We start from the raw sequence: 16233 nt of genomic DNA, 5'->3' as shown, positions 1-16233 counted from the left end.
AAATATTTATAATTTAGATCTCTACTCTTTGTAGAATATGTGTTGTGGAGACTAGTTTATGAATAGCGTTTTTATCAAGGGTTTATCCCTTTCTGTTTTATTATTGTTTGGGGTTTTTTTAAAAGCTTCAGAAAACACCACTCTTAATCCGTCCAATGTTTCTGTTGAAGAGCAAAAGCGTTTTGGAGGCGTTTTAGTTTTTGCTAGAGGCGCTGATGGCTCAAGCATGGATCCTGCTTTAGTAACTGATGGCGAAAGCTATGTGGCGACAGGCAATATTTATGACACGCTCGTGCAATTCAAATACGGCACCACAGAAATTGAACCCGCTTTAGCGACAAGCTGGGAAATATCCCCAGATGGTCTTGTATATACCTTTCATTTACGCAAAGGGGTTTATTTCCACCAGACGAAGTATTGGAATAAAAAAGTAGAGTTTAGTGCTAAAGATGTGCTGTTTTCTTTTGAGCGCCAAATGGATAAGGCTAAACGATACTATAGCCCAGGGGCTAAAAGCTATAAGTATTGGGAAGGCATGGGCATGTCTCATATTATTAAGAGCATTGAAGCTTTAGATGATTACACGATCAAATTCACGCTTAATGGGCCAGAAGCTCCGTTTTTAGCCAATTTAGGCATGGACTTTTTGAGCATTTTGAGTAAGGATTACGCTGATTATTTGGCTCAAAATAATAAAAAAGACGAATTAGCCAAAAAACCTGTTGGGACAGGACCTTTCAAATTCTTTTTGTGGAATAAAGATGAAAAAATCATTCTTCTAAAAAATCAGGATTATTGGGGGCCTAAAGCTTATTTGGATAAGGTGGTGGTGCGCACCATTCCTAATTCTTCCACTCGCGCTTTGGCGCTACGCACCGGCGAAATCATGCTAATGACCGGGCCTAACCTTAATGAAGTGGAGCAGTTAGAAAAACTTCCTAATATCGTGGTGGATAAAAGCCCTGGACTAATCGCCAACTGGCTTTCATTGAACACGCAAAAAAAGTATTTTAACAACCCTTTGGTGCGTTTGGCTATCAATCATGCCATCAATGTTGATGATTACATCAAGGTGATTTATGAAGGCTTTGCTCAAAAAATGGTCAATCCTTTCCCGCCCACTATATGGGGTTATAACTATAATATCAAACCCTACGAATACGATTTGAAAAAGGCTAAGGAGTTACTGAAACAAGCGGGCTATCCTAACGGCTTTAAAACCACCATTTTTACCACTTCCACTCGTAACCCAAAAGGAGCGGTATTCATACAAGCGAGCCTGGCTAAAATTGGCATTGATGTGAAAATTGAAGTGTATGAGTGGGGGGCTTATTTGAAAAGAACGGGCCTGGGCGAGCATGAAATGGCGTTTGCAGGCTGGATGGCAGACATTGCGGATCCGGATAATTTCTTATACACCTTATGGAGCAAGCAAGCCGCCTCAGCTATACCCACTCAAAATGGTTCCTTTTATAAGAGCGACGCCTTTTCCGATCTGCTCATAAAGGCTAAACGGGTTTCGGATCAAAAGGAGAGGGAAGCCCTTTATTTAAAGGCTCAAGAAATTATCCATAAAGACGCACCCTATGTGCCTTTAGCCTATCCTTATTCAGTGGTGCCGCACTTGTCTAAAGTCAAAGGCTATAAAACGACCGGAGTGAGCGTGAATCGCTTCTTTAAGGTGTATTTAGAAAAATGAAAGGGGTTGCATGCTGAGTTTTATCATTAAGCGTATTTTGTGGGCGATTCCCACGCTGTTTGGAGTGAGCATTATCGTGTTTATGATGGTGCATTTAGTGCCAGGAGATCCGGCGTTAGTGATTTTAGGCGAAAAGGCCAATCAAGCCGCTATTGACGCTTTAAGGGAGCAGTTTGGCTTGAATAAGCCCTTGATAGAGCAGTATTTTTTCTTTATCAATAACGTGTTGCATGGCAATTTTGGCACTTCTATCATGACTGGTGAGCCTGTGATGCATGAGTTTTGGCAACGCTTCCCGGCTACGGTGGAATTAGCCTTGATCGCTTTGTTTATGGCTCTTGTTTTGGGTATTAGCGTTGGCGTGTTGGCTGCGATCAAACGCTATAGCGTGTTTGATTATTCCAGCATGACTTTCGCTTTAGCCGGGATTTCTATGCCGGTGTTTTGGCTAGGGCTCATGCTGATTTATATCTTTAGCGTGCAATTGGGGTGGTTGCCTGTTTTTGGGCGTTTGAGCGATGTGTATTATTTAGATGGCCCCACAGGTCTTTATTTGATAGACAGCTTGATCGCAGGAGATTATGGGGCGTTTGTGGATACGATTAAGCACTTGATTTTGCCTAGCATTGTGTTAGCCACGGTTTCTACCGCTGTTATTGCGAGAATGACTCGCGCGAGCATGGCAGAAGTGTCTAAAGAAGATTACGTGCGCACCGCTAAAGCTAAGGGGTGCAGCTCCTTTAGGGTGATTTTTGTGCACACTTTGCGTAATGCGTTAATCCCTGTAACGACTGTCGCAGGCTTGATGTTGGCCGGGCTTTTAGGGGGGAGCATGATAACTGAAACGGTTTTCTCATGGCCTGGGATTGGCAAGTGGATCGTCAATGCGCTCAACCAGCGCGATTTCCCCATTATCCAGTCCATGTCTTTGATTATTGCCATGATGTATATTGGGGCTAATCTCTTAGTGGATATTTTATACGCTTTTATTGATCCTAGAATAAGGTTGTCATAATGGAGTCTTTTAGAGAATTTATCCAACAATTCAAAAAAAATAAGGCGGCGGTCGTTGGGGCATGGATTGTGCTTTTATTGGTGGTTTGCGCTGTTTTTGCGCCCCTTTTAGCCCCTTATGATCCTTATGCGCAAAACGCGCAAGATCGCCTTTTAAAACCTATATGGGAGCATGGGGGGAATGCTAAATACCTTTTAGGCACCGATGATTTGGGGCGCGATATTTTGAGCCGCTTGATCTATGGGGCTAGGATTTCTTTAACCATAGGGATTGTGTCTATGGGGATTGCAGTCTTTTTTGGCACGATACTAGGGCTGATAGCGGGGTATTTTGGGGGGAAAACGGATGCGGTTATCATGCGTATCATGGATATTATGTTCGCCTTGCCCTCTATTTTATTGATCGTGATTGTGGTTGCGGTGTTAGGGCCCTCACTCACTAACGCCATGCTCGCTATTGGGTTTGTAGGGATCCCTGGGTTTGCAAGATTGGTGCGCAGTTCTGTGTTAAGCGAAAAAGAGAAAGAATACGTGATCGCTTCTAAGATCAATGGCTCTTCGCACCTTCGTTTGATGTGTAAGGTGATTTTCCCTAATTGCATTATCCCTTTGATCGTGCAAGTTACAATGGGTTTTGCTTCCACGGTTTTAGAAGCGGCCGCGCTGAGCTTCTTAGGTCTTGGGGCGCAACCTCCCAAACCTGAATGGGGGGCGATGCTGATGAACTCCATGCAGTATATCGCTACCGCTCCTTGGATGCTCGTTTTCCCTGGGGTGATGATTTTTTTAACGGTCATGAGTTTTAATCTGGTAGGCGATGGCATCATGGACGCTTTAGATCCTAAACGGGCCTCTTAAAAGGAGCTTGCATGATTTTAGAAGTTAAAGACTTAAAAACTTATTTTTTCACCGATAAGGGCGTGAATAAAGCAGTAGATGGCGTGAGTTTTGGCTTGAAAAAGTCTCAAACGCTTTGCATTGTAGGGGAGAGCGGGAGCGGGAAAAGCATCACTTCGCTTTCTATTCTAGGGTTGATTGAAAAGCCCGGGAAAATTGTAGGGGGGAGCATTCAATTTTTAGGGCAGGATTTGTTGCAACTCAAAGAAAAACAGATGCAAAAAGAAATCAGGGGCAAGAAAATTGGCATGATCTTTCAAGAGCCTATGACGAGCCTAAACCCTTCCTACACGGTGGGGTTTCAAATCAATGAAGTGTTGAAAATCCACCACCCTAACCTTAATAAAAAAGAACGATTAGAAAGGGTGGTCTATGAGTTAGAACGCGTAGGCATTCCCCATGCCGGGGATAAATACCATGAATACCCTTTCAATCTCAGCGGGGGGCAGCGCCAAAGGGTGATGATCGCTATGGCTATGGTGTGTGAGCCTGAAATCTTGATCGCTGATGAGCCGACGACAGCCTTAGATGTAACCATTCAAGCGCAGATTTTAGAATTGATGAAAGAATTGCAACAAAAAAAAGGCACTTCTATTTTGTTTATCACCCATGATTTAGGCGTGGTGGCACAGATCGCTGATGAAGTGGTGGTGATGTATAAAGGGCATGTGGTGGAGCAAGCGAGTGCCAAAGAGCTTTTTGCTGATCCAAGACACCCTTACACGAAAGCTCTTTTAAGCGCGATCCCTAAACCGGGCAAAGAATACCGCAAAAAACGCTTAGAAACCGTGGATGAAAATACAGATTATTTGAGTTTTCCAAAGGAGTTGCGATGAAGCTCTTAGAAATTAAAGAATTGAAAAAATCCTATGCGATAGACAGGGGGTTATTCAAGCCTAAAAGAGTGATCCATGCACTCAATGGGATCAGTTTTGAAGTGGAACAAAATGAAGTTTTAAGCATCGTGGGGGAGAGCGGTTGCGGGAAAAGCACGACAGCTAAAATTTTAGCCGGGATTGAAAGGCAAGATAGCGGGGCGATTTATTTCAATGGCAAGCGCCATTTGCATTTTAGCAAACAGGATTGGTTTGATTACCGCAAAAAGGTGCAAATGATTTTTCAAGATCCTTATTCTAGCCTAAACCCTCGCTGGAAAGTGGGCGAGATTATCGCTGAACCCTTGCTGTTAAATTCTCACTTTTCAAAAAAAGAAATCAAAGCAAAAGTGCTAGAGATCATGCAAAAAGTGGGCTTGAAATTAGAATGGATCGATCGTTACCCCCACCAATTTTCAGGCGGTCAAAGGCAACGAATCGGCATTGCTAGGGCGCTCATTTTGCATCCTAGCGTGGTGATTTGCGATGAGCCTGTGTCTGCGTTAGACGTGTCCATTCAAGCGCAAGTGTTGAATTTGCTCTTGGATTTGCAAAAAGAAATGGGGCTGACTTATATTTTTATCAGCCATGATTTAGGGGTGGTGGAGCATATTAGCGATAAAATCATCGTGATGAATCAAGGGCAAATCGTAGAAACCGGGGATGTGGATAGCGTGATAAGCGCTCCAAAGCACCCTTATACGCAGAAATTACTCAATGCGGTGCCGCATTTGGAAAAATCCATGCAAAGGTTTGCTGAATAAAAGAAAGGGTATTTAAGCTGTGTTTGTAGATAGCGTGGAAATCATCATCGCTTCGGGTAAGGGGGGGCCTGGAATGGTGAGTTTTAGGCGAGAAAAATTTGTCATCAAAGGAGGCCCTGACGGAGGCGATGGAGGCGATGGGGGCGATGTGTATTTTGAAGTGGATAACAATACCGACACTTTAGCGAGTTTTAGAGGCACTAAACACCATAAGGCTAAAAACGGGGCTCCAGGAGGCACACGAAATTGCGCGGGTAAAAAGGGCGAAGACAAAATTATTGTCGTGCCGCCAGGAACGCAGGTTTTTGTAGGTGATGAGTTGTGGCTTGATTTGGTGGAACCTAAAGAAAGGGTGTTAGCCTTAAAAGGAGGCAAGGGGGGGTTAGGGAATGCGCATTTTAAAAGCGCGACTAAACAGCAACCCACTTACGCGCAAAAAGGCTTAGAGGGGGTTGAAAAATGCGTGCGTTTGGAATTAAAGCTCATCGCTGATATAGGGTTAGTGGGCTTCCCTAATGCGGGTAAATCCACGCTCATTTCCACCATCTCTAACGCTAAGCCTAAAATCGCTAACTATGAATTTACGACTTTAGTGCCTAATTTAGGGGTTGTGAGCGTGGATGAAAAAAGCGGATTTCTAATGGCGGATATTCCTGGCATTATTGAAGGGGCTAGTGAGGGAAAAGGCTTAGGGATTAGCTTTTTAAAGCACATTGAACGCACCAAAGTTTTAGCCTTTGTTTTAGACGCTTCCAGGCTGGATTTGAGCATTAAAGAGCAATACAAACGCTTGAGGTTGGAGTTGGAAAAATTTTCACCCACTCTGGCCAATAAGCCTTTTGGGGTGTTGCTCAATAAATGCGATGTTGTAGAAAACATTGATGAGATGACTAAGGATTTTTGCGCCTTTTTAAACTTGGAAGCGCAAAAATTAGAGGCGTTTGATTTAGAGCCGTATTTAGGATTTTTACACCCCAATTTAACCAGCGATTTTGAAAATAGCCCTAATGAACAATCAGCGCTCTTTGTCTTGCCCCTTTCAGCGGCTAGCGCCCTTAATACGCATGCGCTCAAATTTGTGTTGTTGAAAACGTTACAATGAAGCCCTGTTGTATTTGAAAATAGTTTAATCAAGCCAGATACACTCCACTAAATTATAGCGTGTGGGGTGGGATTATAGAGGGTGTTTCATAAGATGCACAAAGACACACGCATAATGTAATGGCGTGAAATTTCTGTTGTTAAAAGCGTTGCCATAAAACGCTATTTTTTAATCAATTCAAGCAAAGGCGAGAGATGAAAAGATTTGTTTTATTCTTATTATTCATATGTGTTTGCGTTTGCGTTCAAGCTTACGCTGAGCAAGATTACTTTTTTAGGGATTTTAAATCTATAGATTTGCCCCAAAAACTCCACCTTGATAAAAAGCTTTCCCAAACAATACAGCCATGCGCGCAACTTAACGCATCAAAACACTACACTGCTACTGGGGTTAGAGAGCCTGATTCTTGCACCAAGAGTTTTAAAAAATCCGCTATGGTTTCCTATGACTTAGCGCTAGGCTATTTAGTGAGCCAAAACAAACCATACGGCTTAAAAGCTATAGAGATTTTAAACGCTTGGGCTAATGAGCTTCAAAGCGTGGACACTTATCAAAGCGAGGACAATATCAATTTTTACATGCCTTATATGAACATGGCTTATTGGTTTGTCAAAAAAGAATTTCCTAGCCCAGAATATGAAGATTTCATTAGGCGGATGCGTCAGTATTCTCAATCGGCTCTTAACACTAACCATGGGGCGTGGGGGATTCTCTTTGATGTGAGCTCTGCTTTAGCGCTAGACGATCATGCCCTTTTGCAAAGTAGCGCTAATCGGTGGCAGGATTGGATATTTAAAGCCATAGATGAGAACGGGGTTATCCCTAGCGCGATCACTAGGAGCGATACGAGCGATTATCATGGTGGCCCTACAAAGGGCATTAAGGGGATAGCTTATACCAATTTTGCGCTTCTTGCGATAACTATATCAGGAGAATTGCTTTTTGAGAACGGGTATGATTTGTGGGGTAGTGGAGCCGGACAAAGGCTCTCTGTGGCGTATAACAAAGCCGCAACATGGATTCTAAACCCTGAAACTTTCCCCTATTTCCAGCCTAACCTCATTGGGGTGCATAACAACGCCTATTTCATTATTTTAGCCAAACATTATTCTAGCCCTAGCGCGGATGAGCTTTTAGAGCAAGGCGATTTGCATGAAGATGGCTTCAGGCTGAAACTCCGATCGCCATGAATTTTTCTGCATTCAAGATCATAGCGTAGAGGTTGTTCCCTTTTCTTAAGTCATGCGCTCCAATAAAAATATTTTTTTACTGATTGAAAATGTTTGGTTCAGTGCATTATTTACAAAAAGAGTTTAAAATAAACGCAATTGTATCTTTAAGTCGTATTTAGAGTGCAAATGATTATCAAAATGAATCATTTTAGTTGTAAGCATGCGTATTTTTACACTAAAATAATAGGCGTTTTTGATAAGACCACATTAAAGGATAATGAATGAAAAAAATGGTTTTGGTATCGGTTTTACTAGCAGGGTTTTTGCAAGCGGTGAATTTGGATCTATCTTCAGCTAAAACGACATGGACAGCCTTTAAAACTAAGGCTAAAACGCCAGTGAGTGGGAGTTTTGAAAGCATCACTTATAAACTAGGCAAATCTCAAGATAGTTTGAAAACCCTTTTAGAAGGGGCGAGCGCGAGCATGGATAGCTTGAAAGTCAATTTGGGCGATGACACTAAAAACAAAAACGTTAAGGAAGCTTTTTTCGCTCTTTTTAAAAACACTAACATTAAAGTAACTTTTAGGAATGTGATAGAAGGCGATCATGCAGGTTCTCTTACGGCTTATGTGAGGATGAATGAAAAGCTAGTGAAAGTGCCTATGCAATACACGATTGCTGATGATAAGCTCGTGGTTAAAGGGGTCTTGGATTTATTGAATTTTGGCTTGAAAAACGAATTAGCGAGCTTGGCTAAACGATGCGAAAGTTTTCATGAGGGCTTGACTTGGTCGCAAGTGGAAATCCAATTTGAAAGCATGATTAAGGGATAATGTAAAATCATGGAGTTGTTGCACAGCATTAATGATTTTAATGAAGCTAAGCAAGTGATCGCTGGGGGGGTCAATTCACCAGTTAGGGCGTTTAAGAGCGTTAAAGGCACTCCACCCTTTATTTTAAAAGGTAAGGGGGCGTATCTTTATGATGTGGATAACAACCGTTATATAGATTTTGTGCAAAGCTGGGGGCCTTTGATTTTTGGGCATGCTGATGAAGAAATTGAAGAAAATATTATTAATGCATTAAAAAAAGGCACTTCTTTTGGCGCTCCCACGGAGTTAGAAACCACTTTAGCTAAGGAAATCATTTCTTGTTATGAAGGCTTAGATAAGGTGCGTTTAGTGAATAGCGGCACAGAAGCGACCATGAGCGCGATACGACTCGCTAGAGCTTATAGCCAAAAAGACGATTTGATCAAGTTTGAAGGGTGCTACCATGGGCATAGCGACTCTTTGTTGGTGAAAGCGGGTAGCGGGTGCACTACTTTTGGCTCTCCTTCTTCTTTAGGCGTGCCGAACGATTTTAGCAAACACACTCTGGTGGCTCGTTATAACGACTTGAACTCCGCAGAAGAATGCTTTAAAAAAGGCGATGTGGGTTGTGTTATCATTGAACCCATTGCTGGGAATATGGGGTTAGTGCCGGCTCAAAAAGAGTTTTTACTAGGCTTAAAGGCTTTGTGTGAAAAATACCAAGCGGTGCTGATCTTAGATGAAGTGATGAGCGGTTTTAGAGCGAGTTTGAGCGGTTCGCAAGAATTTTATGGCGTCGTGCCGGATTTGGTAACCTTTGGTAAAGTGATAGGCGCGGGGCTTCCTTTGGCGTGTTTTGGGGGGCGTGCGGAAATTATGGACTTGCTTTCGCCCATTGGAGGCGTGTATCAAGCAGGCACTTTGAGCGGTAACCCCCTAGCGGTGTGCGCGGGGTTGAGCGCGCTTTATAAAATCAAAAGAGACAAAACCCTTTATACTCGCTTGAACGCTTTAGCCGTTCGTTTGACTCAAGGTTTAAAAAAGAGCGCTCAAAACTATAACATCGCTTTAGAGACGCTTAACATGGGGAGCATGTTTGGCTTTTTCTTTAATGAAAATGCGGTGCGTGATTTTGATGACGCTTTAAAAAGCGATACGGAGATGTTTGCAAAATTCCATCAAAAAATGCTTTTTAAGGGCGTGTATTTGGCATGTTCAAGCTTTGAAACCGGCTTTATTTGTGAGCCTATGACTGAAGAGATGATTGATTTTACGATCGCAAAAGCCGATGAAAGTTTTGATGAAATCATAAAGGGCGTGTGATTTTTTTGAAAAAGCCAAAGTATTATAAATTCATAGAGGGGGCGAATTATTTGAGCTTAGGGCTGTCTATGGTGGTAGCGATCCTTATGGGCGTGGCTATAGGCTATGGGCTTAAAGAGCTCACTCATATTTCGTGGCTTTTTTGGCTTGGGGTTATTTGGGGCGTGTTAGCGAGCTTTCTTAATGTCTATAAAGCTTATAAAAACATGCAAAAAGACTATAAAGAATTAGCCAAAGACCCTAAATACACACAAAACAAAACAAAATAAATACCATAAAAGCCCATGTGCCAAATCCAATGCTTGCTTGTTTTACTTTCTATCAATATAGTTAGCGCGATCATCGTTTATTTTTTCCAAGCATTTCAAGGGGTTTTGAATTTTGAGGGGGGGTTTTTGGGGTTTTTTATCGTGGCGTTGTCTTCGTATTACGGCGTTAAAAAGCGTTTGGATTTAAGGAAACAAAATTCAGGAGAAAAAGAAGAAAAGCAAAAATTTCAAAAATTCGCCCTGGGTTTGGAAATGTCTTTCAATGTGTGGCGTTTAGGGGGGTATGGGGTTTTACTAGGCATTTTAGGAGCACTTTTATTCTTGCATCTTTTTAATGGGTTAATCTTTCTTATCGGCGTGTTTGTGAGCTCGCTCTCTAGCGCGTTATTACGATTCTTAAACAATAATGGTAAGTTTTGACACAAACGCATGCGGATTTTAACCCCTTTAACCCTCTTTTAATTTTTAATCCTATACAATAAAAACAAAAATGGGAGTGGATCTTGAAAACAAAAAATCCCGCTAAAAGAATCCTAAAAACCGCCGTGATTCAAATGCAATCCAAACCCTACGCCTTAAATGAAAACCTGCAATTAGCGCTCAACCTAGCCAAAGAAGCCCACGACAAAGGCGCGAATCTCATTGTTTTACCGGAATTGTTTGATAGCGGTTATTTCGTGAATGATAAAGACGCGGATTTTGGGTTGGATTTTAAAGCGATAGAGCATGGCGAGCTAAAAAACGAGTCGTTGAGCGCGTTAAGCGATTTTGCAAAATCTAATAAAGTGCATCTAGTGGCATGCAGCATTGAAAAAACCAATCAAAAACTTTACGATAGCGCTTATATCATTCCACCAAAAGGTAAAATCGTTGGCAAACACCGTAAAATCTATTTGTGGGGCGATGAAAAATCGCGCTTTAGAAGGGGCAAAAAATACGAGGTTTTTACGCTGGATTTTGGGGATTTTAGCGCGAAAGTGGGTTTGCAAATTTGCTATGAAATCGGCTTTGGCGTGGGTGCGAATCTTTTAGCGTTACAAGGGGCTGAGGTTTTAATCTATCCTAGCGCGTTTGGCAAAGCTAGGGCTTATAATTGGGATTTATTGAGCAGGGCTAGAGCGTTGGAAAATGGCTGTTTTGTGTGCGCGTGCAATCATAGTGGGGAAGAAACTAACGCTAAATTAAAACAAACGCTAGAGTTTGCCGGCGATTCAAGAATCATCGCACCCAATGGGAAAATCATCGCGCAAGCCACCAAGCTTAATGAAGTCATTATCGCTGAAATGGATTTAAACGAAGCGGCACTGCAACGCCAAAAAATCCCTTATTTACAAGATTTTGACACCAAACTCACCAAAAAGGGGTTTGGAAAACTCACTTAAAAAGGAGCGATTATGGCAAAAGAAATTTTAGTGGCTTATGGTGTGGATATTGATGCGGTGGCTGGTTGGCTGGGGAGCTATGGTGGAGAGGATTCGCCTGATGATATTTCGCGCGGGCTTTTTGCGGGTGAAGTGGGGATCCCACGGCTTTTGAAATTGTTTAAAAAATACCATCTCCCTGCGACTTGGTTTGCACCGGGGCATTCTATTGAAACTTTTCCAGAGCAAATGAAAATGATCGTGGATGCAGGGCATGAAATGGGCGCACATGGGTATTCGCATGAAAACCCTATCGCTATGAGCGCTAAGCAAGAAGAAGACGTTTTGTTAAAAAGCATTGAATTGATTAAAGATCTCACCGGCAAAGCCCCCACAGGCTATGTGGCGCCGTGGTGGGAGTTTTCTAATATCACTAATGAATTGCTTTTAAAACACGGCTTCAAATACGACCACTCGCTCATGCACAATGATTTCACGCCCTATTATGTGCGCGTGGGGGATAGTTGGAGCAAGATTGATTATAGTTTGGAAGCCAAGGATTGGATGAAGCCTTTAATCCGTGGGGTGGAAACAAATTTAGTGGAAATCCCTGCGAACTGGTATTTGGACGATTTGCCACCGATGATGTTTATCAAAAAATCCCCCAATAGTTTTGGTTTTGTAAGCCCGCACGATATAGGGCAAATGTGGATCGATCAATTTGATTGGGTTTATCGTGAGATGGATTATGCGGTGTTTAGCATGACAATCCACCCTGATGTGAGCGCCCGTCCGCAAGTGTTGCTCATGCATGAAAAAATCATTGAGCATATCAACAAGCACGAGGGCGTGCGTTGGGTAACATTCAATGAAATCGCTGATGATTTCTTAAAACGAAACCCTAGGAAAAAATAGCGATAACGCCAAAAAGATTTTTGGCGTTTGATTAAAAGGTTGGAAGATGTGCGTTTTATGCGGGGAACTTATCAGCTCTTTTCATTGGAGTGATGAAAATTTGAAAGAGCCAAATGCACTTATTAGCACGAATGAAAACGCCAGAGAACGCAAAAGAGCGAGGCTCAAACGGGTGGGGTTGCTCAATCAAATTTTGGCGTTTTATGGGCTAAAAATTGATGATTGGCAAGGCGCAAAATTTGTGCTGCGCGATAAAAAAGGGCAGAGCGTGATCGTGAATGATTTAGGCGATTTATGGGGTAAGGCACAAAACTTATCCAAAAAAGAAATGGACGCGCTAGATTCTAATCTGTTAGCGTTTTTAAATCAAAACCCACACGCCACTCACTGATGCCTAAAATCCCTATCACGCTCATCACCGGTTTTTTAGGCAGCGGTAAAACGAGTTTTTTAAGCGAATATTTAAACCAAATGGATCACCAAGGCGTCGCCCTCATCATCAATGAAATCGGGCAAGCCGCTTTGGATCAGCGCATCTTAAGCGTTCAATATTGCGGTGAAAAAATGCTCTATCTTAACGCAGGGTGCGTGTGTTGCAACAAACGCTTAGATTTAGTGGAGTCTCTAAAAGCCACGCTCAATAACTATGAATGGCGCGGCGAAATTTTAAAGCGCGTCATCATTGAAACCACCGGTTTAGCCAACCCGGCACCGATTTTATGGACGATTTTGAGCGATGTTTTTTTAGGGGCACATTTTGAGATTCAAAGCGTGGTGGCTTGCGTGGATGCATTGAACGCTAAAACGCATTTAACCAACAACGAAGCTAAAGAGCAAATCGTTTTTGCTGATAGCGTTTTATTGACCAAAATGGATTTGCAAAACGACAGCGTGGATCTAATAAAACTAAAAGAGCGAATACAATCCCTTAACCCTAGCGCAGAAATTTTTGACAAGAAAAATATAGATTACGAAAGCTTTTTTTCGTGCAAAAATAGGGCGCGAAATTTTATGCCAAGAATGCCAAAAGATTCACACTCGCAAGGCTTTGAGACTTTAAGCATCAGGTTTGAAGGGGTGATGGAATGGAGCGCGTTTGGGATTTGGCTGAGTTTGTTGTTGCATCAATACGGCACGCAGATTTTACGCATAAAGGGGATTATTGATATTGGAAGCGATCTTTTAGTGAGTATTAACGGCGTGATGCATGTCATTTACCCGCCTAAACATATTTTAAAGGATCAAAACGGCTCTAACCTCGTTTTTATCATGTGCCATTTAGAGCGTGAAAAAATCTTAAATTCCTTAAAGGGTTTTAAGGATTTTCTCGGCATCAAGGGTTTTGAAACCCCATAATTTTTCTATTTATTGGTAGCTGTTTGCATTTTGATAGGGAAAAGAACGATGAAGCTTAAAACCAAACACACCCCACAAATAACAAAAATCAAAACATAGCCCAAATCCCCTAAAAAGATCGTAAAAAGATACGAAAAAAGCGCTTGGAAAATACCAAAAGAAAACACCACCCACGAAGACGCTTGAGCGAAATGCTTCGCGCCTGCAATTTTTAAAGCCATCATGCTGAATAAATTGATATTGGCGGTTGTGGCTGCTCCCATTATAAAGATGCTTAAATTGAGTAAAGAGATTTGGTGGAAAAAAATGGGCAAAAAGCATGCGATAGATTTTAAAATGAGGATAAAGATATTGGCGTTTTTAGCCCCTAGCTTTTGAGCCATCGGGCCGCTGATTAAAGAGCCAAGCGTGGCTCCAAAACCAAAAAACGCCCATGAAGTCCCAGCGATAGTGGGGGAGATATTCAAATGACGAATCAAGTAATCCACCCAAAAAAGCGTGTGCGGTAAAAAACCAATCGCATTGAGCGCGCAAGAAATGAGCAATAACCACAAATGAAAGGGGATTTTAAACGCGCTTTCTTCTTTTTTAACGGATTTTTTCCTTAAAGAACGGGTTTTTAACCCCACTAAGGAAAGGATAAAGGCTATCAAACAACTGCCCCCTAAAAAAATCCATGCCCATTTGATATTATAAGAGCTGATCCAAGGCAGAACAAACCCGCTAAAGACAGATCCAATGCCTACAGCGCTAAAAATAAGCCCTCCCACTAAGGCTTTTTTATGTTCTTTGACATAGGGCAAAGAGAGAGGAGCGACTAAAATCATTAACGCGCTGCTAGCCACACCGGCGATAAAACGCCAGATCCAAAGCCAAAAGAAAGGGATACTATCAAAATAACAGACTAAAAAACTCAAAGCGATCAAGCCAAAACTGATTTTAGCGATGCTTTCTAATGACATTAACGGGCTTAAAAATTGGATTAAAAAACTCCCAAAAACATAGCCCATTAGCACCGCAATACCCAGTTGGAAGCTTTGGTGTGGGGTTAAACTCCCTGATAAAATGAGTAGGGGGATTAAAACCACATAGCCAAAACGAGCCAAGCCGTTAGACACAAAAACCCCTAAAAAGCAAACAAACACGCGCATTTTAATCCTTAACAAAGTTATAAAAAAACAAGATCTTATATTATATTGAAACTTGTTAATTGATAGCGCATAATGGGAGCGAGATGAGAATAAATTCAAGGAGCGTTCATGCTATTTAGTGAGCGTGTATCATTAAAGAGACCCCATGATTGAATGAAAAAGAGTTGGTTATTAGCGTTACAGAGCTTGTTTCAAAAGCGCTTCATAAAAACAAGGCTTCTACTAGAATAAGGCTTCTTTGCGGTGGTGATCAATTGATGAAACAGAGATTTAACTATGGGCTAGGCTTAAAGGAGAGCATCACTGAGAAAAAGTAGAGTTGAACGCTTAAGTTATTTTTTATAGCGGTTTAGAGTTAACTGCGATTGTTGTGTTCTTTTTAAGCGTTATGGGTAGTTTATAAAACAGCTCGCTATGACTGCCTAACCTTACTAAAAAGAGGGTGTTTTCTTGTTTTTTGATTTGATAGACAAGCAATAAATCCGGTTTTAGGTGGCATTCCCTAAAATCTTTTAAACCGCCTTTGAGCGGGTGGTCTTTGTATTTGGGAGCTAGGGGTTGCTCTTTGGCTAAATTTTCAACCACTTTATACAAAAGCTTTAAATCAAACCCGTTTTTAACAAGAATTTTAAGATCCTTATCAAATTTTTTACTGGTTTCAATTATCAGCATTTTTAAATCTTAAGTTTTCACAATGCTTTTTAAAATCCTCTATGCTTTTAAAACAAAGGTGGTTCTTGGTATCTTCAGCCCTTGCTAAGATTTCTCGCTCTTCTTCTATGGTGTATCCGTTTTCGGTTAAATGGAGTGCTTTAAATTGGAGCGCTTTTTTGATTCTTTGTTTTTGAGCTTGGATTTCCTTCAATTTTTCTAACGCTCTTTTTTGCTTAACCTTGATAGAATTTAAAAAGTTAAAAAGCTGTTTTTCGCTGTATTTTGTGTAGTCTTTTTTGGCGGTGGTGTTAGGCATGCTTATTCCTTTTTTAAAATATCAGCTCATTATAGCGCAAGCGATAGAGTGGGATAAACTAGAAATCAAAACTTAAAGATTAAAAAGCGGATTGGGAAGTTAATGAAAAATTAAAGATCAAAAGATTAAAAAGCGGATTGAAAAATCAGTGAAAAGATCAAAAGATCTGTTAGTAAAAAATTTTAAAAAAGTTTAAAAGAATAAAAGTTTTGTGAGTGAAAAATAATCGTTTTAGATTTGATTTTATAATAAAATGCATTTTCTTAAAAGTGTAGTGGGTATTTGAAACCATTCTCACCCTTTTAACCTCCAACTTAAAACCCCTAAAGAAGCACTTTTTTAAGAGATTACCGCTTGAATTAACGCCAAGTTTTACACTAACAATACAAAAACGCTAAAAAAAGATTTTTTCATTTTTAAAATTATCTCTTGCTTTTGGCAAGCTCTTTTATCATTGGTTATAAAAAATACTAAAAAAGATTTTTCATCAAATCCCCCCAAAAAAACAAAGAATTTAAAAACAAAGAATTTAAAAACAAAGAATTTAAAA

The 16233-nt window shown here is 41.1% G+C and carries 19 protein-coding genes; 16 read left to right on the top strand and 3 right to left on the bottom strand.

Annotation, left to right across the window (positions count from 1 at the left end; translation table 11 throughout):
* Positions 1 to 58 precede the first annotated feature (58 nt).
* The 15 genes from EXS92_RS00935 to EXS92_RS00865 all read left to right on the top strand — a co-directional run bounded on the left by EXS92_RS00935 (position 59) and on the right by EXS92_RS00865 (position 13562).
* A complete protein-coding gene (locus EXS92_RS00935; protein WP_165515242.1) occupies positions 59 to 1699 on the top strand; it encodes an ABC transporter substrate-binding protein in 1641 nt (546 codons plus the stop codon).
* Positions 1700 to 1709: 10 nt separating this feature from the next.
* Positions 1710 to 2714 carry an ABC transporter permease gene (locus tag EXS92_RS00930; protein WP_165515240.1) on the top strand — a complete coding sequence of 335 codons (1005 nt, stop codon included), beginning with the start codon at positions 1710 to 1712 and terminating at the stop codon, positions 2712 to 2714.
* Positions 2714 to 3571 (top strand): ABC transporter permease, encoded by an 858-nt coding sequence (locus tag EXS92_RS00925; protein WP_000443396.1) that lies wholly within the window; start codon positions 2714 to 2716, stop codon positions 3569 to 3571. The genes EXS92_RS00930 and EXS92_RS00925 overlap by 1 nt, the downstream gene beginning before the upstream one ends.
* An 11-nt stretch (positions 3572 to 3582) precedes the next feature.
* On the top strand, positions 3583 to 4446 hold the full coding sequence (locus EXS92_RS00920) for an ABC transporter ATP-binding protein (RefSeq protein WP_000599856.1): 864 nt from the start codon (positions 3583 to 3585) through the stop codon (positions 4444 to 4446).
* On the top strand, positions 4443 to 5249 hold the full coding sequence (locus EXS92_RS00915) for an ABC transporter ATP-binding protein (RefSeq protein WP_000770466.1): 807 nt from the start codon (positions 4443 to 4445) through the stop codon (positions 5247 to 5249). The genes EXS92_RS00920 and EXS92_RS00915 overlap by 4 nt, the downstream gene beginning before the upstream one ends.
* Positions 5250 to 5268: 19 nt before the next feature.
* Positions 5269 to 6351 (top strand): GTPase ObgE, encoded by a 1083-nt coding sequence (gene obgE / locus EXS92_RS00910; protein ID WP_165515238.1) that lies wholly within the window; start codon positions 5269 to 5271, stop codon positions 6349 to 6351.
* 194 nt (positions 6352 to 6545) lie between these two features.
* A complete protein-coding gene (locus EXS92_RS00905) occupies positions 6546 to 7541 on the top strand; it encodes an alginate lyase family protein (RefSeq protein WP_165515236.1) in 996 nt (331 codons plus the stop codon).
* Between the two features lie 263 nt (positions 7542 to 7804).
* Entirely contained in the window at positions 7805 to 8359 is a 555-nt protein-coding gene (locus tag EXS92_RS00900; protein ID WP_000738980.1) for a YceI family protein, read from the top strand.
* A 9-nt stretch (positions 8360 to 8368) separates the two neighbouring features.
* Entirely contained in the window at positions 8369 to 9661 is a 1293-nt protein-coding gene (gene hemL, locus EXS92_RS00895; protein ID WP_165515234.1) for a glutamate-1-semialdehyde 2,1-aminomutase, read from the top strand.
* 5 nt (positions 9662 to 9666) lie between these two features.
* Positions 9667 to 9930 carry an AtpZ/AtpI family protein gene (locus EXS92_RS00890; RefSeq protein WP_165515232.1) on the top strand — a complete coding sequence of 88 codons (264 nt, stop codon included), beginning with the start codon at positions 9667 to 9669 and terminating at the stop codon, positions 9928 to 9930.
* Positions 9931 to 9945: 15 nt separating this feature from the next.
* Positions 9946 to 10350 carry a hypothetical protein gene (locus tag EXS92_RS00885; protein ID WP_000336521.1) on the top strand — a complete coding sequence of 135 codons (405 nt, stop codon included), beginning with the start codon at positions 9946 to 9948 and terminating at the stop codon, positions 10348 to 10350.
* Positions 10351 to 10433: 83 nt separating this feature from the next.
* On the top strand, positions 10434 to 11312 hold the full coding sequence (locus tag EXS92_RS00880) for a carbon-nitrogen hydrolase family protein (protein WP_165515230.1): 879 nt from the start codon (positions 10434 to 10436) through the stop codon (positions 11310 to 11312).
* A gap of 12 nt (positions 11313 to 11324) precedes the next feature.
* A complete protein-coding gene (locus EXS92_RS00875) occupies positions 11325 to 12206 on the top strand; it encodes a polysaccharide deacetylase family protein (RefSeq protein WP_165515228.1) in 882 nt (293 codons plus the stop codon).
* 46 nt (positions 12207 to 12252) lie between these two features.
* Entirely contained in the window at positions 12253 to 12597 is a 345-nt protein-coding gene (locus tag EXS92_RS00870; RefSeq protein WP_021176252.1) for a hypothetical protein, read from the top strand.
* Positions 12597 to 13562 (top strand): CobW family GTP-binding protein, encoded by a 966-nt coding sequence (locus tag EXS92_RS00865; protein ID WP_165515226.1) that lies wholly within the window; start codon positions 12597 to 12599, stop codon positions 13560 to 13562. The genes EXS92_RS00870 and EXS92_RS00865 overlap by 1 nt, the downstream gene beginning before the upstream one ends.
* Positions 13563 to 13567: 5 nt before the next feature.
* Here the strand turns inward: EXS92_RS00865 and EXS92_RS00860 are convergent, their stop codons facing one another.
* A complete protein-coding gene (locus tag EXS92_RS00860) occupies positions 13568 to 14713 on the bottom strand; it encodes a YbfB/YjiJ family MFS transporter (RefSeq protein WP_001263617.1) in 1146 nt (381 codons plus the stop codon).
* Positions 14714 to 14862: 149 nt separating this feature from the next.
* On the opposite strand from EXS92_RS00860, the gene EXS92_RS00855 reads away from it, so the two are divergent.
* The gene (locus tag EXS92_RS00855; RefSeq protein ID WP_001003039.1) at positions 14863 to 15030 is read left to right on the top strand and encodes a hypothetical protein; all 168 of its coding nucleotides are present in this window, start codon (positions 14863 to 14865) and stop codon (positions 15028 to 15030) included.
* A 22-nt stretch (positions 15031 to 15052) separates the two neighbouring features.
* On the opposite strand, the gene EXS92_RS00850 is transcribed toward EXS92_RS00855, so the two are convergent.
* Complete coding sequence (locus EXS92_RS00850; protein WP_021176254.1) at positions 15053 to 15385, bottom strand: type II toxin-antitoxin system RelE/ParE family toxin; 333 nt, start codon at positions 15383 to 15385, stop codon at positions 15053 to 15055.
* On the bottom strand, positions 15372 to 15683 hold the full coding sequence (locus EXS92_RS00845; protein ID WP_001134062.1) for a type II toxin-antitoxin system antitoxin: 312 nt from the start codon (positions 15681 to 15683) through the stop codon (positions 15372 to 15374). Before EXS92_RS00845 ends, EXS92_RS00850 begins: the two co-directional genes overlap by 14 nt.
* Positions 15684 to 16233: the final 550 nt, after the last annotated feature.

Origin of the sequence: Helicobacter pylori (assembly GCF_011175115.1) — a bacterium.
In the GTDB taxonomy this organism is placed as follows: domain Bacteria; phylum Campylobacterota; class Campylobacteria; order Campylobacterales; family Helicobacteraceae; genus Helicobacter; species Helicobacter pylori_DF.
This window is presented reverse-complemented; position numbering and strand designations above follow the sequence as displayed.